The 21,334-nt window shown below is 69.2% G+C and carries 18 protein-coding genes and 4 pseudogenes; 9 read left to right on the top strand and 13 right to left on the bottom strand.

What is annotated here, in order from left to right; all coding sequences use genetic code 11:
- Window positions 1-14: 14 nt before the first annotated feature.
- Together QRX50_RS35275 and QRX50_RS35270 are read right to left on the bottom strand one after the other, a co-directional pair.
- Window positions 15-2,285 carry an aminoglycoside phosphotransferase family protein gene (locus QRX50_RS35275; protein WP_285967428.1) on the bottom strand — a complete coding sequence of 757 codons (2,271 nt, stop codon included), beginning with the start codon at window positions 2,283-2,285 and terminating at the stop codon, window positions 15-17.
- Window positions 2,282-4,939: an HAD family hydrolase gene (locus tag QRX50_RS35270; protein WP_285967427.1), complete on the bottom strand. Its 2,658-nt coding sequence runs from the start codon at window positions 4,937-4,939 to the stop codon at window positions 2,282-2,284. Before QRX50_RS35270 ends, QRX50_RS35275 begins: the two co-directional genes overlap by 4 nt.
- A 262-nt stretch (window positions 4,940-5,201) precedes the next feature.
- On the opposite strand from QRX50_RS35270, the gene QRX50_RS35265 reads away from it, so the two are divergent.
- Window positions 5,202-6,281 (top strand): GNAT family N-acetyltransferase, encoded by a 1,080-nt coding sequence (locus QRX50_RS35265; RefSeq protein ID WP_285967426.1) that lies wholly within the window; start codon window positions 5,202-5,204, stop codon window positions 6,279-6,281.
- Between the two features lie 256 nt (window positions 6,282-6,537).
- Entirely contained in the window at window positions 6,538-6,990 is a 453-nt protein-coding gene (locus QRX50_RS35260; RefSeq protein WP_285967425.1) for an archease, read from the top strand.
- A gap of 271 nt (window positions 6,991-7,261) precedes the next feature.
- Here the strand turns inward: QRX50_RS35260 and QRX50_RS35255 are convergent, their stop codons facing one another.
- The gene (locus QRX50_RS35255; protein WP_285967424.1) at window positions 7,262-8,404 is read right to left on the bottom strand and encodes a helix-turn-helix transcriptional regulator; all 1,143 of its coding nucleotides are present in this window, start codon (window positions 8,402-8,404) and stop codon (window positions 7,262-7,264) included.
- 58 nt (window positions 8,405-8,462) lie between these two features.
- Between QRX50_RS35255 and QRX50_RS35250 the strand changes: the two genes are divergently transcribed.
- Window positions 8,463-8,990, top strand: coding sequence for a hypothetical protein (locus tag QRX50_RS35250; RefSeq protein ID WP_285967423.1), 528 nt, complete (start codon window positions 8,463-8,465; stop codon window positions 8,988-8,990).
- Window positions 8,987-9,796 (top strand): oxygen-binding di-iron domain-containing protein, encoded by an 810-nt coding sequence (locus tag QRX50_RS35245; protein ID WP_285967422.1) that lies wholly within the window; start codon window positions 8,987-8,989, stop codon window positions 9,794-9,796. The genes QRX50_RS35250 and QRX50_RS35245 overlap by 4 nt, the downstream gene beginning before the upstream one ends.
- A gap of 85 nt (window positions 9,797-9,881) precedes the next feature.
- Here the strand turns inward: QRX50_RS35245 and QRX50_RS35240 are convergent, their stop codons facing one another.
- Both QRX50_RS35240 and QRX50_RS35235 read right to left on the bottom strand, forming a co-directional pair.
- Entirely contained in the window at window positions 9,882-10,016 is a 135-nt protein-coding gene (locus tag QRX50_RS35240) for a hypothetical protein (protein WP_285967421.1), read from the bottom strand.
- A 255-nt stretch (window positions 10,017-10,271) separates the two neighbouring features.
- Window positions 10,272-10,661 carry a hypothetical protein gene (locus tag QRX50_RS35235; RefSeq protein ID WP_285974781.1) on the bottom strand — a complete coding sequence of 130 codons (390 nt, stop codon included), beginning with the start codon at window positions 10,659-10,661 and terminating at the stop codon, window positions 10,272-10,274.
- Window positions 10,662-10,791: 130 nt separating this feature from the next.
- Here QRX50_RS35235 and QRX50_RS49965 point away from each other — a divergent pair, with 130 nt between their 5' ends.
- Complete coding sequence (locus QRX50_RS49965) at window positions 10,792-11,016, top strand: hypothetical protein (RefSeq protein WP_353074203.1); 225 nt, start codon at window positions 10,792-10,794, stop codon at window positions 11,014-11,016.
- Here the strand turns inward: QRX50_RS49965 and QRX50_RS35230 are convergent.
- Window positions 10,915-11,187 (bottom strand): annotated as a pseudogene (locus QRX50_RS35230) (peptidase S1); the annotation flags it as partial. The gene QRX50_RS49965 and the pseudogene QRX50_RS35230 sit on opposite strands and share 102 nt — an antisense overlap.
- A 259-nt stretch (window positions 11,188-11,446) precedes the next feature.
- Here QRX50_RS35230 and QRX50_RS49960 point away from each other — a divergent pair.
- Window positions 11,447-11,614: pseudogene (locus QRX50_RS49960) on the top strand (peptidase inhibitor family I36 protein); the annotation flags it as partial.
- On the opposite strand, the gene QRX50_RS35225 reads toward QRX50_RS49960, so the two are convergent.
- The 4 genes and pseudogenes from QRX50_RS35225 to QRX50_RS35210 form a co-directional block, all read right to left on the bottom strand.
- The gene (locus tag QRX50_RS35225; RefSeq protein WP_434533172.1) at window positions 11,611-11,730 is read right to left on the bottom strand and encodes a DUF4383 domain-containing protein; all 120 of its coding nucleotides are present in this window, start codon (window positions 11,728-11,730) and stop codon (window positions 11,611-11,613) included. The pseudogene QRX50_RS49960 and the gene QRX50_RS35225 overlap by 4 nt on opposite strands.
- Window positions 11,731-12,311: 581 nt before the next feature.
- Window positions 12,312-12,698, bottom strand: a pseudogene (locus QRX50_RS35220) (acyl-CoA desaturase); the annotation flags it as partial.
- A gap of 275 nt (window positions 12,699-12,973) precedes the next feature.
- Window positions 12,974-13,249, bottom strand: coding sequence for an MBL fold metallo-hydrolase (locus tag QRX50_RS35215; protein WP_285967420.1), 276 nt, complete (start codon window positions 13,247-13,249; stop codon window positions 12,974-12,976).
- A 775-nt stretch (window positions 13,250-14,024) separates the two neighbouring features.
- Window positions 14,025-14,840, bottom strand: a complete 816-nt coding sequence (locus tag QRX50_RS35210) for a UbiA family prenyltransferase (RefSeq protein WP_285967419.1) — start codon at window positions 14,838-14,840, stop codon at window positions 14,025-14,027.
- A 99-nt stretch (window positions 14,841-14,939) separates the two neighbouring features.
- Between QRX50_RS35210 and QRX50_RS35205 the strand changes: the two genes are divergently transcribed.
- From QRX50_RS35205 to QRX50_RS35195, 3 genes are read left to right on the top strand one after another with little or no spacing between them, the layout of a single operon-like run.
- Window positions 14,940-15,662, top strand: coding sequence for a class I SAM-dependent methyltransferase (locus QRX50_RS35205; RefSeq protein ID WP_285967418.1), 723 nt, complete (start codon window positions 14,940-14,942; stop codon window positions 15,660-15,662).
- On the top strand, window positions 15,659-16,858 hold the full coding sequence (locus QRX50_RS35200; RefSeq protein ID WP_285967417.1) for an acyl-CoA dehydrogenase family protein: 1,200 nt from the start codon (window positions 15,659-15,661) through the stop codon (window positions 16,856-16,858). The genes QRX50_RS35205 and QRX50_RS35200 overlap by 4 nt, the downstream gene beginning before the upstream one ends.
- Entirely contained in the window at window positions 16,852-17,895 is a 1,044-nt protein-coding gene (locus QRX50_RS35195; protein WP_285967416.1) for a type III polyketide synthase, read from the top strand. The genes QRX50_RS35200 and QRX50_RS35195 overlap by 7 nt, the downstream gene beginning before the upstream one ends.
- Before the next feature lie 308 nt (window positions 17,896-18,203).
- Here the strand turns inward: QRX50_RS35195 and QRX50_RS35190 are convergent, their stop codons facing one another.
- The 3 genes and pseudogenes from QRX50_RS35190 to QRX50_RS35180 all read right to left on the bottom strand — a co-directional run bounded on the left by QRX50_RS35190 (window position 18,204) and on the right by QRX50_RS35180 (window position 21,192).
- Window positions 18,204-19,328: an IS701 family transposase gene (locus tag QRX50_RS35190; protein ID WP_434533372.1), complete on the bottom strand. Its 1,125-nt coding sequence runs from the start codon at window positions 19,326-19,328 to the stop codon at window positions 18,204-18,206.
- Between the two features lie 99 nt (window positions 19,329-19,427).
- Window positions 19,428-19,895: pseudogene (locus tag QRX50_RS35185) on the bottom strand (IS5 family transposase); the annotation flags it as partial.
- Between the two features lie 13 nt (window positions 19,896-19,908).
- Entirely contained in the window at window positions 19,909-21,192 is a 1,284-nt protein-coding gene (locus QRX50_RS35180; RefSeq protein ID WP_285967414.1) for an ISL3 family transposase, read from the bottom strand.
- Between the last annotated feature and the right edge of the window lie 142 nt (window positions 21,193-21,334).

The following is a 21,334-nucleotide window of genomic DNA, read 5'->3' as shown; positions in this document are numbered from 1 at the left end:
CGCCGGATCGGCCCTCACGGGAGCCCCCCGCCGACGGTGTGCAGCACCGCGATGACGTTGCGGCGCAACCAGATCGGGTTCGCGCCGTAGCGCGAGGACTTGGCGAGATTGGCCGAGACCATGTGCAGCCATCCCAGCAGCACGAGCGTGCGAACAGATACCGGATCGCCACCCAGCGTGCTTCGGTGGTGCAGCACCTCGGCGAGCGCGGGCGCTGCACCCGGAGCGAGCCACGTGGAGACCACCGCGCCGAGTTCCCGCCCGGTCGCCGCCGTCGCCAGTACGAGCCCGGCCACGTCGACGGCGACGAGCCCGGCACTGGTCGCTTGCCCCCAGTCGACGACGCCGGTGACCTGGTCGTCGGCGTCGATGAGCACGTTGTCGGCACTGAAATCGCCGTGGACCCATCCCACGGGCAGGCGCCGGCCCCGCAGACCCGTGGCGAGCTCGGCCACGAGCTGGTCGACCGCGGATCCGGCGCGTTTCGCGACCGCCGCCCGCACCAGTTCCGCAGGCGCGGTGACATGTTGTCGGACCAGGCGCTCGTCGACCCGGGTCAGTTCCGCGGTGCACTGGTGCAGTCCTCCGAGAACGGCGAGCGCCGCAGCGGCGAACCGGTTGCGTCCTGCCGGATCGGCTACGCGGGCGCGCGCGTCCGCGCCTGGCAGCAGTTGCTGGATGCTGTAGGAGGCCCCCAGTGCGTTCCCGACGTCGTACGCGGTCGGCACCAGGTGCCGCCAGCTGTCCAGCCGGCGATCTTCGTGCAGCAGGCGCAGGGCGCTCACCTCGTGAAGGAGAGCTTTTCGTCCCTGCTCGGTGTCGGCGACCTTGAGCAGCGCGGCCCGGTGGTCGCCGGGGCCGACCGAGGCGATCGCGGAGTCCGACCGCCCGCGCAACCGGTGTTGGAGGGACCACGACCGGGACCTGAGTGCGGTCGGAGCGATCCGGCGCAGCAAGCTCCAGCTTCGCACGCCGGCGAGCGGGCCGACGATGGGCCGCGGCACCCACTCGGCACGCAGCAAAAGGATCACGCCCGCGAGGACGGTTTGCCCGGCCAGCACGGCCAGACCGACTCCTACGATGGCGAAGGCCGGCATCAGGACCAAGGCGAGGCCCAGCACGAGCACCGAAAGGGTCCCGAGGAGTGTGGCCACCACTCCGGTCCGCCGGAACGCTCGAGCCTGGCTCACCGCGGCCGCGACGACGATGTTGGGCAACGCCGAGGCCGCCATCAGCGGCAGCCCCCAGCGGCCTGCGTCGGCATAGTCGGGGCCGAGCAGCCGCAAGACCCAGGGCGCGGCAAGGGTCAGCGCGGCGACCACCGGCAAGAGCAGGAACAGCGATCGCCGCTCGACCCCCACCCGGGCCGCGGCCACGCTCTCGGAATCGAGCGCCGTGTGCGCGACCAGTGACTGCCCCATCGCCGCGGGGACCAGGTAGAGCGCGTAAGCGATTGTCCAGGCCACGGCGAAGGTCGCGGTCGACCGGGCGCCGAGCACACCGAGCACCAGCACCGGCAGCAGCTGGGTGCACGCGAGCCAGCACGTCGCACCGACGAAATCACCGCCCAGGTAGCCGGCAAGCGCCCGCGGCGAAATCCGCTCGCCGGTGGTCGCTGTGCCTTCATACGCGGGCAGCGCACGCAGGAACAGGTACGCGGTGGTTGCGAGTACGGCCACCGCGGTGGCGGCCATCCACGACACGGTGATCCCGCCGTGCGGCAACGCCGCCGCGAGGGTCGCGAGCAATCCGAGCTTCACGACGGAGAACACCAGGTTCTCGACGGGGACCACCCGCGCCCGGCCGACGGCGGTCAGCACCCCGTCCTGCATCACGAAGATCGCCCAGACCGCGCAGGCGGCCGCGCACCCGGCGACCGCGACCGGACCGTGCAGGAGCTCTGCCAGGCCCGGCGACCACCAGCGGATGCCGAGCGCGAAGCCCAGACCGGCCAGACCCGCCAGCCCGCCACCGACGAGGTACGCCAGGGCCACCAGCCGGCGTGCCCGCGGCCCGGCCACCGGGACGAACCGGATGAGCAGGTTCATCAGATTCAGCTGCGCCACCCCGGCCAGGAACATGATCGCGAAGACCAGTGCCGAATTTCGGCCGAGGACGGCCTGGTCGTAGCTGTGCGCGGCGACGACCCAGAACACCAGGCCGATCCCGGAGGTCAGCGCCGAGCTCAGTACCAGCGCGTAGCCATGGCCATACAGGGAGCGGCGGGGAGGTGCCCCGCGCGCGGCGGCCGCTCGCTCTGGCTGCCCGTGCACCGCGGTCGTCATCGGGTGCTCACCGCCACCTTCGATAGACACCGGACAACGGCGACGGGCAGCCCCCGTGCGCCCGCATTGGACGCGTCGAGCAGGGTCAGCAATGTGCGGGTGCGCGCGGTGTGGGCAGGCTGGCGGCACCTCTCGCAGGCGCCCGGACGATGCCCGATCAACAGTGCCGCAGCCTGCGCGGCCCCGGCGGAGTACCGCCGCCGCAGCACCGGCACTCCGGACGCGCGCACCTGCTCGTCCGCGTTGCCGGGTGAGTAGGCGACAGTCGCAGCCTCCAACATCGGCAGGTCCGCCGCGGTGTCCCCGACCGCCCAAGCCACCGCGTCGACCCCGAGCCGGGCCGTGAGCGCGGCCAGCCCTGTGCCCTTGTCCACCGCCGCGGCGACGAAGTCGGTCTGGCCGTCGCCCGCGATCACGCGCAGGTGCGAGGCGGCGCCTCCCACCTGCTCCAGCACGCGCTCGACCGCTGCGGCAGGCAGGGCCTGGTGAACCCCGCCGGAGCCGTGTCGGTAGGCGCGGACGATGCGCCGGTAGTCCGCGTCCACGACCACGTCGGTCCGGGCCGCCAGGACGTCCCGGACCCGGGCTACCGCGTCGACGCCCGCCCTGGGGACGAGATCGTGCGCCGCTCCGTCGTGGAAGACGACCGATCCGTACTCGGCGACGCCCCCCGTCAGTCCGTAGGACGTGCACCGCTCGCGGACCTCGTCCAAGCATCGGCCGGTGACCAGGACCGGCCGGAAGCCGTGGGCCAGCAGCGCACGCAGGGTGAGTGCGGCGGTTGGAGTGGCCATGGGGAACCCGAGCGCGTCCGATTCGAGCACCCCGTCCACATCGAGTGCGCACACCGCACCGTCCGCAGCGGCGTGCACTCCGGCGAACAGCACCTCGCGTAGGTAGTGTTGGACGGCTCGCGCGCCGGCGCGGTGAAGGGGCCGGCCCTCGCGTTCCCGGTCCCACAGGTGCGCGAGTTCGTAGAGGAGGAACCGTTCGGGGTCGCACGGCATCTCCCGGCGCAGGGACTCTGCGAACGCGGGGTCCGCGCTGCCCGGATCGATGCCGGCGAGGTCGTACGCTGGGTCGTAGCATGCAAGATCGGTGTTGGCGAAGTCGCGGACATCAGCGTCCACTTTGTACAGCCTGGTGGCACCGCGGAACCAGTGGTCGAGGCCGGTCGCGCCGTCGACGACGGAGGGTTCGGCCACCTCGCACAGCCGGCGGATCAGGGGATCGAGCAGAACGGGCCGCAGGGCTACGCCGGCGCGGCCGTAGTTGCGTTGCAGCACGCGGCTCGCCGCCTCCCACGCCGGTTGCCGGCCGGCCAGCCCGGCGGCGTGGTCGGCTCCCGCAGGCAGGGCGGCCGCGCGATCGCGGACGTAGCTCGCCAGCTGTTCCGCATCTGCTGTGCCGGCAGCCCGGAGCCGCTGCTCGGTCGGCAACCAGTCACGGAACACGATCCCGTCGAGGAAGCCATAGGTGTGGGGCAGGTGGTCGGACACTGCGTGCGCGACGGCGAGCGCGTGCCTCCCGAAGAACCCGAGCCCGGCCCCGGCTGCCACGATGCGCCGGGGTTCGCCGTCCGGCAACCCGACGTCGAACACGGTACGGGCATGCTCTCTCCCGCGGGACACCCCGGTGTGCGGCACCGGGCTGACCGAACGAACCGGACGGCCCAGCAGCGCGGACAGCGACCGCACCACGGCCTCGGTTTCGAGCCGGTCGTGGATCGCCCACTCGCGATAGGGCAACGTGACAGAGTCGTAGCGGGCCAAAGTGTCCGGTGGGGTGTCGGCGAACAGCGGGAGCAGCAGCGTGACAGCGCTTTCCGGAACCCCGACCCTGCAGACGGCCGAGGCGACGTCGGCGACCGACTGCCCGGTCTCGGGCGGGTCGTCGACCACGGCGATCCTGCCTCCGCGCCACGAGGCTGACCGCACGAGCGCGCGCACGGGCGGCCGCAGCCGGTGGCCCGGTCGCACCGTCTCGGCGTGCACCTCTCGAAAACCGGCGTCGCGCAGGGCCGCGGCGACCAGCGGCGCGAGGTAGTTGCCCGAAGTGCGCACCCCCAGGACGACAACCGGCCGTCCGCGGTCCGGATACCGCAGCCGCAGCCGCGTCGCGAGCGCGACCATGTCGGCTGGTTCCTGATCGAAACTCCGGAAACACGACGGAATCCGGAGGACCGCGCCGGCGAGATCGCGGTCGAGCGAGGGGAGGGAGCCGCGCAGGCGGACAGCAGCGGTCGCCCACAACTCGAACTCGGCCTCCGTTGGGTCGGCGACCACGTGCAGGGCGGCCGCGTCGCGCAACGTCGCCGCGGCGTCCCGCCAGCGGATTGCTCGCCGCTCGGCGGCCCGTGACGATGTCGCTATTTCCAGGGCGGTGGCGACCTTGCCCAGCAGGTCCGGGACGACCGTGGCTGTGCCCCGGTCACGGAGGTACGAGGCGGCGCGGTGCAAGGCGAAAGTGTCCCGCTGGAGGTGGTCTTCCACGATCTGCACCGCGGCGGCGGCGAGCAGGTATGAGTCGAGGACGTCGTGTGCGGCCACGCGATCGATCAGCCGGTGCACGACTTCGGCCAGGTCGGAGAGCAGATCGGCCACGACGAGCGGATCACCGTCGAAGATCGGTTTCTCGCCGTGAGAATGCCTCATCGAAGAGCCCTCCAGCATGGTGTTCGCCGCCTGTGTGCACAGATTCGCCGCGTGTATTCGCGGCATCACCTCATCATCGGTAATTCGCTGAGCTGATTGGCCCTGTTACAGCGGAGTGCCGATCCGAATGACTTGTCGGGGCAGAAATTTCAACGATCTTGTGTAACCCTTGCGCAGAATCGGACGAATTACCAGGTACGCCACCTGCGCGCAACGGCCGTGGGTGAGGAGTGAACGGGGCCGGGTCATGGATAGGAAAGGCGTGAAAAATCTGTCGGACGGGCAGGTGTACGTACCGGCCGCCGACAGTTTGGTGAAAATGATCAGTCCGGCTCCCCGTGCGGAGTGGGTGGCGATCATGCGCAGTGATCCGTACGCTCTGGAGAGCCAATCTCCGGAATGGGCTGACGCGATGTGCGACGCCCGCCGACTGCGAGATGTGAGCAGGCTGTATGAAACGGCCGGAGGGCGCACGCTCGTCCTGCCGATGCTCTGGCGTCCGCTGGCGGCCGCGTTCCTCCCGGCGGAGCAGTCCAATCCGCCGGCGTGCGGGCTGGGTGGGATCCTCGCTGCGGGTGGGGTGCAGGCCGGCGAGGTCAACGCTGTGCTCGAGGACCTGGCGAAGCGGCGTGTTGTGGTCCAGTCCGTGTCGCCTGGCCCGCTCGCGATGGACGCGTGGCGCGACGCGCACCACCCGCGAGCTCTCGTCCATCCGCACCACGTGCACTTGCTCGATTTGCAGGGTGGGTGGGACGAGGTCTGGGCGCAGCGGTTCACCAAGAACTCCCGCCGTGGTGTCCGGACAGCGGAGCGCAGGGGTGTCACGGTGGAACGCGGAACCGGGGGCGAGCTCGTTCCGGAGTTCTACGCACTGATGGAACGTGCGGTCCTGCGATGGGCGCGTCAGCAGCACGAGCCGGCTTGGCTCGCGAGGCGACGGCTGCACCGGCGGGATCCGCTTGAGAAGTTCGAGGCGATCGGACGCCGCCTGGGCGATCGCTTCCAGGTGTGGGTGGCCCGCGTCGACGGCCGGCCCGCCGCGGCCAGCCTCGTGGCGCGGGGGGTCAACGCGCACGACTTCCGTGGGGCCATGGACGAACGACTGAAGCATTACAGAGCCACCGACCTGATTCAGGCGCGGGCGATCCAGGACGCGTGCGAGGCCGGGTGCCGCTACTATTACCTCGGAGAATCCGGCACCGGCACACTCGGCCAGTTCAAGGAGCGATTCGGCGCGCGCCGGATCGTATCCCCGGAGTTCCGTTTCGAACGGCTGCCGGTCACCCGGGTCGAACGGGGAATCAAGACGACGATCAAGAAGATGATCGGGTTTCAGGACTGATATCCGGCGAGCGCCGCTCTATCCCGCGATGCGTTGTGCATTTTTGCACACGCCGGCTGCGCTTCCACAACGAGCTAGCCGCATCCATCGTCGCCGGACCGCAGCGACAAGCTGGGCGCACTCGGCGACCCGATGTGAAATTCGTCCGGTTCAGACCCTGATGCGACATGCTTTCGGAGCGTGGGGATCGTCCGGGGCTCACGATTCACGTGGTCCGGGTGAGGTCGACGGAGGCAGTCGTCTGGACACTGTCGGAGTGGGGAGGTCCGGGCAGGGACCGGTGCTGAAGCAGAACGCCCGTGGTGCGCGGCGCGTTGTGCACGACGCTGATCTGCGCATCGAAGCGTGGGGGCCGACGCGGGAAGCGTGTCTGGCGGAAGCCGTGCGGGCGCTGGTGGAGAGTTTCGTCCGCGCACGGCCTACGGGTGTGTGCGCAGCCTGGTGGTTCGAGGCCGGCGGCTCGACGGGTGGTTCGGTCCTGGTTGCGCTGCTTGACGGGGTTGTCGCCATGATGCGGACGCGGAGCCGGATCCCGGTCACGGTCGAGGGAGTCGTCGTGGACGGCTCGATGGTGGGGCTGCGCTGCCAGATCACCGACCTCGGCGCCGTCATCCCGGCTGGGGCGATCCCGAAGGGCGTGTCACGGCGGGAGGTCAGGTGCGAGCGCACCGAACGCGGTTGGCGATGCGCTGCCCGGATCGATGTCTGAGTCGCCGTGAAGCCAGGCGATTCCTCGCCTCCCGGAGCCGGGTATCTTCACCCGGATTATGCTGGGAATCCGGTCTCGGACGTGGTGACTTCGGGTGGTTCCGGCTCTCCGCTGCTGTAGGCGAGGATCATTTCCTCGCCGTTTTGCACGTGTACGTCGACGACACCGTGTGCTGCTTCCGCGCCAGTCGGGTCCCTGCGGCACCTCACGCAGGCGTTGCCGGGGCTCACGTGCCGGGCTGGCGCGCTCGTGAGGGCGTACGGCACGGTGGTCAGGCTCTGGGCAGGGGCCAAGGGTGGCCGCGCAGGGGCCTGCCATGTTGGGAGCGGGTTTCGTTGTCGCGGAACCGCGGTTCGTAGTGCGCGAAGAAGACCTTGCCGACCAGGTCGCGGCGGCTGTGTACGCCAGTTTTGTCGAAGATGCTCTTCAGGTGTTGCTGGACGGTGTGCGCGGACACCACCAGCTCGGACGCAATCTGGGCGGTCGACGCGCCCTGCAGCACCAGTCCGGTGATGTCCTTTTCACGCTCGGTCAACCCGTACGCCGACGTGAGCAGCGGGTAGATGCGGTCGGGATGGGCCGGTTCCACGATCACGGCGATCCGGTGGGTACCGGTCGAGGTCAGGGGTGCGCCGTGGAGCACCACCCAGGTCCCGTTGCGGGTCTGTACCCGGCTGACCGCGATGTCACGGGTGTCCGGACTGCGCGCCATCCGCATGGTGCGAGCGGCGAGCGTGATCACTGAGGAGGGCAGGCGGCCCGCGGCCCAGTCGCCGTCAGGCAACTCGGCCAACCACTGTGCCGCCGCGGGTGTGGCGGACTCGACCTCCCAGGCATCGTCGAGCACCAGCAGCCCGGGGGAGTCGGCAAACTCGGGCTCCTTGGCTTGGCCCAGCAGCAAGGCCCGGCAAACGCCGTCGGCCAGTGCGGGCGCGACCGACTGCAGGAACGCCTTTTCCGTCTCTGTGAAGGTCGGTTCGCCCGGTGCGCGGTACAGCGCGAGAGCGCCCCACACCTGACCGGACCTGGCACGCAGCCGGGTGATCAGTTCCTGGTCGCCGCCCAGGGTCATGTTGCGGTGCCAGCGGGGGCTGTTCGACGGTTGCCCACCGGTGGCTTCGTGCAGTGTGGATATTCCTGACGGGGACCGTACGACGTCGACGAGCTGGTTGACGTCGTCGTCGTAGTACTCGCTGACCAGCCACTCGCGCGGGAATTCGTACAGGCCCGGGTGGAAGTGGCTGGTCATCAGCAGCGAAGCGGGATCGAGCGTGTACCAGCAGGGCGTCCAGTAGTGCGGCACCGCACGTGCCAGCACCTCGGTCGACTCCTGCCAGAGCGACACCAGATCGCTGGGCCGGCCGCACAGCCCGGTGATCTTGTCGGCGGCGCGTTGCAGCGTATCCGCCCTCATCCACCAACCATAGGTCGCCGCACGCGGCACATCGGATACCAGATTTGTGGCATACCGCGTGGATAGCCAGGTGCCTAGCGTCGGTGTATCGGCACAGAGACGAGGCCAAACCATGACATCGATGATGAGCGTACAGCTCAGTACACCGCCACCGGCGCTGATGCGCATGGTCAACCCGCTCGTGCGACGGGTGCTGACCAGCCGGGTCCTGGCGGCCCGGATCGGCACCGTCTCCCTGGTGCAGGTGCGGGGCAGGCGTACCGGCAAGGTGCTGCGGATCCCGATGGGCCTGCACGACATCGACGGTGTTCTCACCGCCTTCACGCGTCGGACTTGGCGGCTGAACTTCACCGGTGGCGTGCCGGTGACGGTGGTCCGCCGGAGCGAGCGCCGGGAGGGTGAGGCCGTCCTGGTGGAACCGACCCGGGGTCAGGTCGGTGCGGCCCTGCGGGCGGCGCTCGACAACGGCGCCTCACCGTTCGACCTCGGCCTGAAGATCGCCCGAGGATTCGAACCGACCGTCCTCGATCTGGACACCGCCGGCCTGTCGATGATCCAGTTCGTCTTCGACGGTGGTTTCCGATGAAGATCAATCGAATCAACCCCGACATCAGCGTCCTCGCCGACCAGCTCGAGGTGCCGGGGGTCGGGTACCTGCCGGTCAACGCCTTCGTCCTGCACGCCGACGAGCCGGTCGTCATCGACACCGGCCTCAGCCTTCCCGGTCGTGGCTTCATGGACGCCCTGGGCTCGCTGGTCGAAATCGGGGATGTGGAGTGGATCTGGCTCACCCACCCGGACCGCGACCACACCGGAGCCCTGTTCGACCTGCTCGATGCCGCTCCACGGGCTCGCGTGATCACGACGTTCCTGGGCGTCGGCATCATGTCGACCTACCGACCGCTGCCGATGAGCCGGGTCTACTTGCTCAATCCCGGGCAGTCCGTCGACGTCGGAGACCGGCGCCTGACGGCGCTGCGCCCGCCGCTGTTCGACAGCCCCTCGACGGTCGGGTGTTACGACGAACGTACTCAGGCCTACTTCAGCTCCGACTGTTTCGGCGCCCCGATGCCGAGCGCCGAACTCGCCACCTGCAGCGACATCGGTGACACACCATCCAGTGACGTACGCGCCGCGCAGCTGTTGTGGGCCACGGTCGACAGTCCGTGGGTGCACATCGTCGACCGGGTTGGGTATCTGGACACGCTCACTCCGCTGCAGACACTGGATCCGGCGATGCTGCTGAGCACCCACCTGCCGCCGGCGTTGCGGCGTACACCGGAGTATCTGGAGATGCTCGCGGTCGCGCCGGAGTCGGAACCGTTCATCGGCCCGGACCAGGCCGCACTCGAGCAGATGCTCGCAGGCTTCGAGCCGATCCCCACGACATAGGCAAGGACGGGCCGCACTCAGCCCGTACTAGTCCCGCCAAGTGTTGCCCGGAGGCGTCGGAGTCCGGAGCATGACTAGTTTAGCTTCAGTCGGTTGCGGCGCTGGAGGCCGCGTTCTTGGACGCCAGCATGAGCACACCCGCGACGGTGAGGTCCACACCCACCACGACCGCCAGCGCCGCGCGCGCCGCGTCAGTGCCGGGCGAGTCAGCGCGTGCCACACCTCGGCCACGCTCAACGGCCGCGACCCATCGCCAGCGCGAGTACCACCAGTACCAAGGGGCCCGTCGCGGTCCGCGTAGCCCGAAGTCGGGCAACGCCGCAGCAGTCACGATTCGTCGTCTCCGGAGGGAAGGAAGCTAATCGCTTCCGGCAGGGGGCGGGTCGGCCAGGGAGCCGGGGCGATGACCGGGTCGTCGAGGTTGCCTCGGTTGCGGGGGCGCCGGCCGGTGCGACGGTCCGGTCGGCACCTGGTGTCACCTGCCGGCGCGCACCGGAGTTCCGTGGTGGCGGCTGATGTTGTGCTCGAGCAAGCCGAGCGGCGGTGTCACACCGACCCTGTCGATGTTGAGCTCGGGGAGGCGCCCGTCGGCGTGGCGCAGCCGGATGAGTGCGTTGTCCATGCCTTCCTGCGCGGCGAACAGGCATGGCGTGCTATAGATCGCCAAGTCGACCTCGAGGGCCGAGAGTTCGGGCAGGGACAGGCCCGGCGACTTGCCACCCGCGATCTGGTTGAACAGCAACGGCTTGTCGCCGATGATCCGCCGGATTTCCGTGATCGCTTCGGCGGACCGGACGCCGTCGATGAGGACCACGTCCGCGTCGGTGCGGGACAGGGCTCGGGCGCGGCGGAGGTCGCCTGCCACGTCGTTCGGGGCCGACGTACCCGTCGGCGATGTCGACCAGCAGGTGGTGGCGGGGTAGCGCCAGGCGCAGCCGCTGCACGAAGGCGACCATGTCGGGCCACGCGAGGAACCCGATGTCGGGCAGGCCGTAGTGGGACGCGGCGAAGCCGAATGCGGAAACGAACAGGCCGTCGTAGTGCTGCGCCGCGACCGACGCCGAGAACATGTCGCCGAATTCCGGTGGGGCGGGGATTTCCCGGTCGGCGCGGATGACGGCGATGTCGGAGAGGGGATCGCTGCCGACGACGTCGAAGCGCGCGACGGTGCCGTCGGCGAACTCCGCGGTGCCGTGGTCGCCACCGGAAATGACGTGTGAGTTGGTGATCAGATGGGATTCGGCGGTCAGGACGACGGCCGACCCGGCGGATTCCCCGTTGCGGGAGCGGACGGCCAACGCCGCCACGCGGGGTGTGAGCTGCGCGGCGACGGAGGTGACGATTGCCGAGTAGGCGTCCAGCGGGTCGGGCTCCGCGTAGTCGTTGTTCATGCCTTGCAAACGCGTCTCGCCGCGTGCCCGATTCCGGGGTTCACCGTCAGCGAACTGTGCCTCGCGGTGAAGTACGGGCCTGTACGGGGAGTTCGGCCGGCAGCCTGCGCAGTAGCGCATCCACGATCAACTCGATGAGGGCACCGCGTGCCGTCGAGGGCCTCTGACGGCGGCGATCTCGTCCACACGGATCAGCATTGACTCAACATCCTGGTGTTGACCACGCTCAGGCGACTGGCAACGGGACGCGCTCACCAGGGCCTGGACCACGGCGGCGAGTTCGCAGTGGAATCGCTCGCCGCAGAGCTTCTGCCTGTACGAGGGCTACCACTACACGGGCCGGCGAAGCTGTGATTCGCCGAACTCCGGGTACAACTTCCCCTGCTTCGGCGGCAACAACTTCGATTCATCTGTGAAGCGCCTCTAGCGGGTTCCGATGAGCAGGTACAGCCGTGCGGCGCGTGAGGTGCGGGCGCAGGCCAGGCCGACGATGCCGAAGAGCAGGTGCACGATGTTGTGCAGGGTGGAGAAAAGCGACCGCATGCCACAAACTCCAGTGAGCGCTATAGAAAAAGAGAGCGGTACATGACCTGGTGTCGACAACGACGACGTTGCTGGGGAGTGATCGAGGATGCCGGGCACCACCCATCACACGATGGCGACCAGCGGGTTCGCCGAGCTGATCTGCGCCGATACGGCCTGGCTGCGCGCGGAGTTCGACGCGATCATGACCGCCAACTTCGGAATCCCTCCCTTTCCGCCGGGTGACCCGGGCCGCGCATCCCGGCGCCCGGACCTCGGCGGCCGGCTGGTCGGCGTGGTACCGCTGGAGCGAGGCGGGTATCGGCAGCGGTCCCCCTCCGCTGTGACCGGCGCGTCGGTGTGTTCAATGCGACGGTGGCCTCGAAAGGCGGGTGGTGCCGCGCGGTCACGCCTGGAGTCCGCCGGGGCCGTAGTCCGTGCGCCGGCGGGGATGCCTGCTTCGATGTACGGCCGAGGAGACCCTGGCGTGGTCCCGGTTCTGCGTCTCGCGACGTACCCTCCGCGACAGCCCTGCGGGTGGTACGGCAACCACGGCGGCCGGGCTAGAACCCCTTGGCGAGTGCGGCGGGTGAGGTGCCCTAGCGCCACGGGGAGTGCGGATCGCCTTCGCGGTCGGCCAAGGCGTGGTGGCGGCGGTGGTCGGCGACCCAGGTGATCACGGGACCTTGCATGGCCATACTGCCGGCGACGGCGAGTGCGATCCGAAGTGCACGGCGGGATTTGAACGCGCCGTGGGTGAAATAGCGGTGGAATCCGATCGTGACGCCGAGGCAGGTGAGGACGTAGAACCCGGCGGCCAGCGCGAGGTCGACCCAGCCCAGGCCCCAGCCCCACGCGAACGGCACCGCCGCGACCAGCGCCAGCAGGGGGACGACGACGAAAACCTTGACCAGTGAGTTCTCGTATCGGTCCGCAGGTGCGGTCCAGAGCGGCTTGCAGCAGTGAACCGTCCACAGTGGAACTGGCATCGGAGGCCCGCAGTTCGACGGTGGGGAATCGCGGTGAGAGCCGGGCCGGCCAGGAGGACTGGTGATCGTCGATGAGCGCACTGCAGTCGACCAGGTCGTCCACCGCGCCCGTACTCGGTGTGGCTGCGGTAGTACGGCCGGGCGCGTGCTGGGCCGGTACCGCGGTCACGGTGAGCGTCGCGCCGGCGTCGGTGAACCGCTCGGAAGGCCAGGCTCGAGCGGGACCGGCGCGTGGAACCCGCGCCGCCGCAGTCGCCGGGCCGCGTGGTCGGTCGTCACGATCGGCAGTCCGCGGGGAATTCCCGGGCGGCCACCGGGTCGAAGTGGTCGCCGTGCAGGTGCGAGAGCACCACAGCGGTTAGTGGCGGGAGGCCCGCGGGTTGCACCGAGGGTTCGGTCCGGCGCCGGGACACCAGACCCTGGCCGAAGTACGACCGCTGACCGCGGTGGAGGAAGTTCGGGTCGGTCAGCGCGGTGAACAGCCCAAGCCGCAGCAGGGTCGTCGCAGTGCCGAGGTAGGACAAGGAGTTCCCGGCGATTTCGGCGGTCACGGACCCGCAGGTACCGGGGTGGCTCGGGGTACACGTGGCGGCGCCAGGAGTGCGCGCCGGCGGCCGCGAGGATCCGGGCAACGCGGAGCTACCCGGGACGGAGAGCGACCGTTTACCCATGCCGGGCCACGGGCCCCGGTGGTGAGCACCGGTCGGTCGAGGAGCCGGGCTCACCGGGAGGCCAACGCCGAGTCGTGGCGTTGGTGGACGCCGTATGGTTCGGGGAGGACTCGCCGGTGCGGGTCGACAGTCACCTCGCCGAGGCGGGTCGTCCCGGCGACGTCGACGCTTGAATCTGGGAGTTCGGCGGCGCTGCACTCCGATGGTGACGGCTTCGAATTGCGGTGAAAGACGGTCGGATCGTGGGCAACGGCGATGGCCACGTCAACCGCGCCAGGCCGCGATCCGCAGCACCTGTTCGGCTGTCATGCAAAACCACGCCCCGGACTGGTTGACTGTTCCGCCGGGGCGCGAGAGCGGCGAGCTGGTCGAGTCCACTGGTGCCGACAGCTACGTGGGCCACCACAGAGCCTCCACCTCGCGTCACTCTCTGCGCTGGGGCCCTGCCGGCGGCTCTAGGCGCCGTAACGCAGGGATCGACGTCCTTGCCTTCGCCTATCCGGCGGTCGCCGCTGGGCTGAATCGGAACGGGTGCGCAGGTTCGTCGACAGCGGGGACGAGCGGGGGACACCGTCCGCGCCCAGTACGGCCGGGGCCTGGCCGGCTGAGAGGAGGGCGATGGACTTCCGCGAGGCGGTTCGAGCGCAGCGTGCGGTCATCCCAACGGGGTGATCAGAAGGAGCACGACCGCCAGCAGCGCGACGGCCATGATCGCCCGGAACAGCGCGCGTGAGCCGCTACCACGTCTCGGGGCCAGGGCGGCGGTGAGGACGAGGCAGGCGGCGGCGAGCAGCGACAGGCCCGCGACACTCGGTGCACCTGCCGGGCCTGCGACGAGGCACGTCATGGCGCCGAGCAGCAGCGCCACCGCCGCCCAGCTGGACCAGCGCGGTCCCAGCAGGTGCGGCAGGCCGTGCACGCCGGTTCGCGCATCGTCGGCGAGATCCGGCAGTGCGTTGGCAAAGTGTGCGCCGCTGCCCAGCAGCGCACCTGCGGTGAACAGCCACCACGGCGGGGCCTGGCCACTGGTGAGTACTACGAACACCGGCAGCAGTCCGAAGGACAGCGCGTAGGGCAGAACCGAGAGCCGGGTCGACTTCACACCCGCGTCGTAGGCCCACGCGGACACCACCGCGACCAGGTGCACACCGCCGGCGAGCAGGCCGGTCGTAAATGACAGCGGCACGCACGCCGCGCTGGCGCAGCAGGCGGCCGCACCGACGATCCGTTTTTTCACGAGGCCGGTGGCTATGGGCTTGTCGGTACGGCCGACTTCCCGGTCCCGTGCGGCGTCGAGGTAGTCGTTGAGCCAGCCCACCGACAGCTGGCCCGTGAGAACGGCGGCCGCGACGAGGAGGACACCCCAGGGTGGGCGTCCCGCGCTGACCGCGATCCCGGCCGCCACCGCGGTGACGGCGAGCGTTGGCTCTGGGTGGCAGGCCCGCACCAGACCTCGAACGGTTGCGTGCACGGGGCCAGCTTCGCAGGGTCTGCGCCCGCCCACCGGTCGGCCGCCCCTCGCGGGCCTCTTCGCGGCGCGGAACGCCGCCGGGTGTGCGAGCGTGGAGGCGTGCCTTTCCGTTCCGCAGCGCACCGCGCGCCGAACGATCCCGCGCAGTACGACGATCTGGTTGCGCAGTGGTGGCGGCCGCGAGGGGCGTTCGCGATGCTCCACTGGCTCGCGGCGGCGCGAGCCGCGGTGATCCCGCCATCGACCGGACCGGACGCGGTGCTGGTCGACCTCGGCTGCGGGGCCGGTCTTCTCGCGCCGCACCTGGGTGGCAAGGGTTACCGCCACATCGGTGTCGATCTCTCCCAGACCGCTCTGGCGCAAGCGGTCGCACACGGTGTGTCGCCGGTGCGCGCCGATGTCCGCTTCGTGCCCCTGGCCGACGGGTGCGCGGACGTCGTGTGCGCCGGGGAAATATTGGAGCACGTCCGGGACTTCGCCGCGGTCGTCGCGGAGGCGTGCCGCGTGCTGCGGCCGGACGGCTTGCTGGTGCTGGACACCCTGGCCGACACCTGGCTGTCGCGCATGCTCGCTGTGAGCGTGGCCGAACGCCTGCCCGGCGGTCCGCCGCCGGGGATCCACGATCCCGCGTTGTTCGTCGATCGTGGCCGCTTGATCGAGTGCTGCGCGGATCAAGGTGTCGCGCTGACGCTGCGGGGTATCCGGCCGTCAGCGGTGGACGTTGCTCGCTGGCTCGCCCACCGCACCGAGTCGGTGCGCATGCTGCCCGTGGGGACCACCGCTGTGCTCTTCCAAGGCTGGGGAAGGAAGGAACGTTCATGATCGAGAGCGTGCCGAGAGTTCCGGCCGATCCTGCGAGTGCCCTGGAAGTGGCCAGGGATCTCGCCCCGCGATTCGCCGCGCGCGCCATGGCGCACGATACGGAGGGGCTGTTCCCGGTCGAGGATTTCACCGACCTGAGGGAGTCAGGACTCCTGGGATTGATGGTTCCCGCACGGCTGGGGGGCATCGGCGCCGGCTTCGCCGACTACGCGCGGGTCGCCGCGGAACTCGGCACAGGCGCCGGGTCCACCGCGCTGATCTTCAACATGCACGCCTCGGTCACCGGTGCAATCGCGCTCGTGTCCGAGGACCTGGCCCGCGCGTTCGGGGTTCCGGACGGATTTTTCACCGCTCGTGACCGTGTGCTGACCGAGGTGCTCGGCGGGAAGCTGTTCGGCGTCGCGATGAGCGAGCGCGGTGCCGGTTCCCGGCTTTCCTCGCTGACCACCAGCTACGCCCAGGTGAAGGGTGGGTACCACATCAGGGGAAGCAAGGCTTTCGTATCCGGTGCCGGACACGTCGACGCCTACCTGGTCGCCGCACGTACCACCACCACAAGGGGAGATCAGCCGGTCGTGTCGCAGTTCCTGGTGCCCGCGGGCCCTGGAGTCCGCGTCGAGAAGACCTGGGATTCGCTCGGCATGCGGGCAACCGGCAGCCACGACGTGCACTTCGACGTGACCGTGGGATCGGACGCGCTGCTGGGCGGGGTTGAGGGGCTGGCTCTCCTGTTGGCCGAGGTCATGCCCCAATGGCTGGTCGCGTCCTACGCCGCGGTGTATGTCGGGGTGGCCCAAGCGTCGATCGACGCGGCCGTCGCGCACCTGCGCGAGCGCAAGCTGCACACGCTCCCTTCGGTCCGGACCCGCGTCGGCCGTGCCGATGCCACCGTGGCAGCGGCACGGGCAGTCGTGGCCGAAGCCGCACGACGCGTGGACACGGCACCGGGCGAAACGGAGACCAACAGATGGGTCTGGCGGGCCAAACTCCTCGCCGGGGACGCCGCGGCGACGGTCGCGTCATCGATGCTCGAAGCGGCGGGAGCGTCGGCGAGCCGGCGCGGACATCCGCTGGAACGGCTCTACCGCGACGCGCGGTGCGGCGCGCTACAGCCGGCCACCTCCGACGTCTGCGCCGACCACCTCGGAAGCACAGCACTCGACACCGACGGCGACGCAGCGGTGCCCCGGTGGTGATCGCGAGGCTCGCCGGATCCGGATGCGCGTTCCCGGCCCGGCTCGAGCAGGACGTCTTGTGGGACGAGTTCTTCGCGCCGAGGTTGGGTCATTCCCGCGTCGCCGAGCGGTTGTTCCGGGCGGCCGGCGTGCGGCACCGGCACGGGGTGGCCAATCCCCTCGAGGAGGACGTCTCGCAGTGGTCGACCTCGCAGCGGATGGAACGGTTCATCGCCGATGCGCCCGCGCTGGGGGCGGAGGCCGTCGCCGCCGCGTTGGCCGACGCGGGGCTGGACGCGTCCGAGGTCGGCATGTTCGCCGTGGCTTCCTGCACCGGCTACTCCACCCCCGGTCTCGACATTCGCGTGGCATCGGCCCTGGGCATGCCCGACGACGTCCAGCGCCTGCTGATCGGCCACATGGGCTGCTACGCCGCGCTGCCGGGCCTGGGTGCCGTTTCCGACTACGTGGTGGCCCGGCGCCGGCCCGCGGTGCTGCTGTGCCTGGAACTGACCTCGCTGCACGCACAGCCCGCGACCGGTGACCTCTCACAAGTCGTCACACACGCCCTGTTCGCGGACGCCGCCGCAGCCGTCGTGCTGCGGCCGACGGGCCCGGGCCCCGGAGTGGTGGACATCGCGGCGCGCACCGACTCCGCTACCGCCGGGCACATGCGCTGGGAGGTAACCGACCAGGGCTTCCGCATGGGGCTTTCCCCCGAGGTCCCCGCTGTGCTCGGTCGGCACGTCGGCCCGGTGGTGACCCGCCTCTTGGAAGAACACGACCTCGCGGTCAGCGACATCGGAGCGTGGGCGGTCCACCCCGGCGGGCCGCGCATCCTCGAGATCGTCGAACATCGGCTGGAGCTGCCACCCGGCGCGCTCGGAGTCTCCCACGGCGTCCTGCGCGAACGCGGGAACTGCTCCTCGGCCACCGTCCTGGTGATCCTCGACGAACTCCTCCGTGGCGGGCAATCCAAAACCGGGAAACCCGCGGTGATGATGGCATTCGGGCCTGGCCTGACGCTCTACACCGCACTGCTGTCCAGACCGGACTGAGCCTCGCGGCCACGACTCCGACGATCACGAGACTCGCGATGCGGGCCGTGGCGTGTCTTCTGGTGGGGCGGGCCGGAGAGCGCGCTGCTTGACCGCCCGGCCGCCATTCGCAGCCTACCCCGCTGGTCCGGACCCTTAGTACTGCAACGACACTTCGTGATGGCCGCGTCGTCGGTAGTGGCTGGTACGTGCTCGGGCTTGGCTGGTGCGTCGCCATCGTGACCAGTGCATCGCATGCTGGATTGTGTGGCGGATCGGTGCGGTGACGCGGTTGAGCAGTTTGCGGATTTCGTTGGACGTTAGCGGTATCAGACCGGGTGCAGATCCCCTTTTTTCGCGGCGTCTCGGGTGATGACGAGGAATGCCGCCGCCGCCATGGAGAGGGTGATGTGCCGATACCATGCTTGGTATCGGCGGACCTGGTAGTGGTCGAGCCCTGTTTCGTTCTTCGCGGTTTGGAAACTTTCTTCGATTGCCCAGCGGCTTCCGGCGACGCGCACCAGTTCGTGGATGTCGGTGTCGGCGGGGCCGAAGCAAATGTAGTAGGCGGTCTCGGTGGGGTCGCTGACTGAGCGGCGGGCCAGCAGCCAGTGGTCGACTCCTGGTCGGCGCAGGGGGCGGATGTCGACGGCGGCCCAATCGTAGATCCGTTGCCCGTGGGCGCCATCGCCGCAGGGCAGACGCTGCCAGGTGGCCGGGTCGACGTCCGCGATGACGGTGTGGACGCGTCGTTGCCGCAGATCCATGGAAATCACCATTTGGGACTTGGGTACTGCCAGCACATGCGCGATGTCGTGCTCTTCCAGCCAGAGCCGTAGCCGCCCGACCTGCCCATAGGCTTCATCGGCGGTGAACCATGCAAACGGGATTCTCGCGGCGAGCGCGCGTTCCACCATCAGTTGTGCCAGTTCGGGCTTGGTCGCGAATCCGACGTCGTCCGGAATACCGGCTGCAGCGCACCTTCCCCGATCCGCGATCCACTCTTTCGGCAGATACAACTCGCGATCGATCAAAGCCCGCCCCCGATCCGAGGCGTACGCCAAGAACACGCCGATCTGCGAATTCTCGATCCGCCCGGCCGTGCCCGAATACTGGCGCGCCACGCCGGCGGATTTCGTGCCCTTCTTCACGAATCCGGTCTCGTCGGCGATCAACACGCCGCGTTCGGCGTCCCCGAGCACGTCGACCACCGCAGTGCGCACATCATCACGCATGCCCTCGGCGTCCCAGGCATAGAAGTTCAGCAGCCGCTGCATGCCCTGCGGACCCGTCTCGCCCGCCATCTCTGCCAGGGTCCAGCCGTTCTTACGCTCGGCTTCCGCCAGCAGTCCCCGCAGGTAGAAAACCATTTGCCGCCGCGGCTCCACCCGCGAAAACCGCTCCGCGAACCGCCCCGCGAACGCAGCGAAACGCGCCGACCAGTCCGTCACCATCTCCAGCACACAAGATCAACTACACGACCGTCGAACCAGAGCCTAACCGACACGCCGGTCGCTTCATAACGAAGTGTCGTTGCAGTATTAGAGCGTGTCTCATTTGGCGAGTTTCTTGTAGCAGGTGATGGTGGCGGTGAGGGTGAGGAAGGCGAGGAAATGGCCGGCATCGCGCTCGTAGCGGATGGTGAGTCGACGGTAGCCGGTCAGCCAGGCGATGGCCCGTTCGATGACCCACCGGTGTTTGCCGAGCTTGTCCCTGGATTCGATGCCCTTGCGGGCGATGCGCGGGAGGATTCGGCGTTGGCGGAGCCAGTCGCGCAGGGCTGGAATGTCGTAGGCCTTGTCCGCGTGGAGCTTGGCTGGTTTCCGGCGCCGGGGTCCCCGGCGGGAGCGGATCGCTGGGAGCGCGTTGACCAGGGGCTTGAGTGCGTGGCTGTCGTGGGTGTTGGCCGCAGAGATTCCGACGGTCAGGGGCAGGCCTGCCCGGCCGGACACGACGTGGATCTTCGAACCCGGTTTGCCGCGATCAACCGGGCTCGGGCAGGTCAACCCGCCCCCTTTTTGGGGCTCTGTTGATCTATGTGTGGGTGCGGTCGGGGAGTTCGGGGCGGTAGCCGCCGAGGGCGAGGAGGGCGAGTGAGATCAGGGCGTCCGGGCGTTTGAATCCGAAGGCCAGGCGGGTCAGCAGTCTGATCTTGGTGTTTGTCGACTCGATCAGCGCGTTGGACAGGCCGTGATCCAGACTCGCGTGGATCGCCGACAGCTCGGACCGGACGGTGCGGGCGAGCTTGACGAATTCGGGTATCCGGCAGCGTGCCGCCCAGGCCAGCCAGCGTTGTAATGCTTCTATTCCGGCCTGGCCGCCGACTGCGAAGACGTGTCGGAGTCCTTCTTTGAGCAGGTAGGCGCGATAAAGTCGAGGGTCGGTCTTGGCAATCCAGGCCAATTTGTGACGCTGATGGTCGGTGAGGTTTTCCGGGTTCTTCCACAACGCCCATCGTGCACGCTTCATGCTTTGAGCGGTGCCGGCTGATGCGGTGCGGCCACGCCGGTCTTTGTGGCTGCCCCCGGGTTGTCGGCGTGCGTAGTTCCAGGTCTGGCGCCGGACCTGGTCCAGGGCGTCGGTGGCCCACTTGACCACGTGGAACGGATCAGCGCAGCGGATCGCGTCCGGGCAGTATTGTTCGACAGTGCGGCCGATCCAGGCGGCCGCGTCCGCCGAGACATGCGTGATCCGCGCGCACCGCCGCGGCCCGAGCAACTCGAAGAACGCGGCCAATGTCGGTTTGTCATTGCCCGCCGCCGCCCATACCAGCCGGCCGGTGTCGTGATCGACGACAACGGTGAGATATCGGTGGTTCTTCTTATAACTGATCTCATCGATCCCGATTCTGCGCAACCCGGCCAGTCGATCCACTCTCGCGTCGATGTCGGCCCGGACCCGAGTGATAATCGAACCGACCGTCGGCCAGGCGATCCGCATCAGCTGCCGGACCGTGGACCTCGACGTCGCGGTCGCCAGCCAGGCCACGGTGTCATCGAAAGCACGGGTATGCCCAGCGCCGTGCCGGGCCCAGGGCACCGCACTGACCACGACCCCGTGCTCACGACACCGCACCCGGGATGCGTCAGCTTCAACGAACGCCTGCACAGTTCCCAGGTCCAGCGCACGCCACCGCCGCCGGCCCCGGCCGGCGTCATACCGCGGACATCGCCGCGAGCACACCCCGCACCGGTCACGATCCCGCCGGCGGACCCGCACCGCGGCCACCAGTACCTGCTCGGCCTCGTCGAACTCGATCCCTTCCACGACCGCCGGGTTCACCCCCAGCAGCCGACCCCATACCCTGGTTGAGGGCACGTCGTTCTCCGTCTATCCAGTTTCTGTTCCTCGACAGCTCAGAAACCTAGACCCAGCAACGACGTGCCCCCCTGTCACCTGGGCAAACCCACCCACACATCAGTACAAAGAGCCCTTTTTGGCCCTGAGGGACGCTCCGTCG

This window comes from Amycolatopsis sp. 2-15, from assembly GCF_030285625.1.
Lineage (GTDB): Bacteria > Actinomycetota > Actinomycetes > Mycobacteriales > Pseudonocardiaceae > Amycolatopsis > Amycolatopsis carbonis.
Note: the sequence above shows the minus strand (reverse complement) of the source record. Positions and strands in the feature narration are given on the sequence as shown.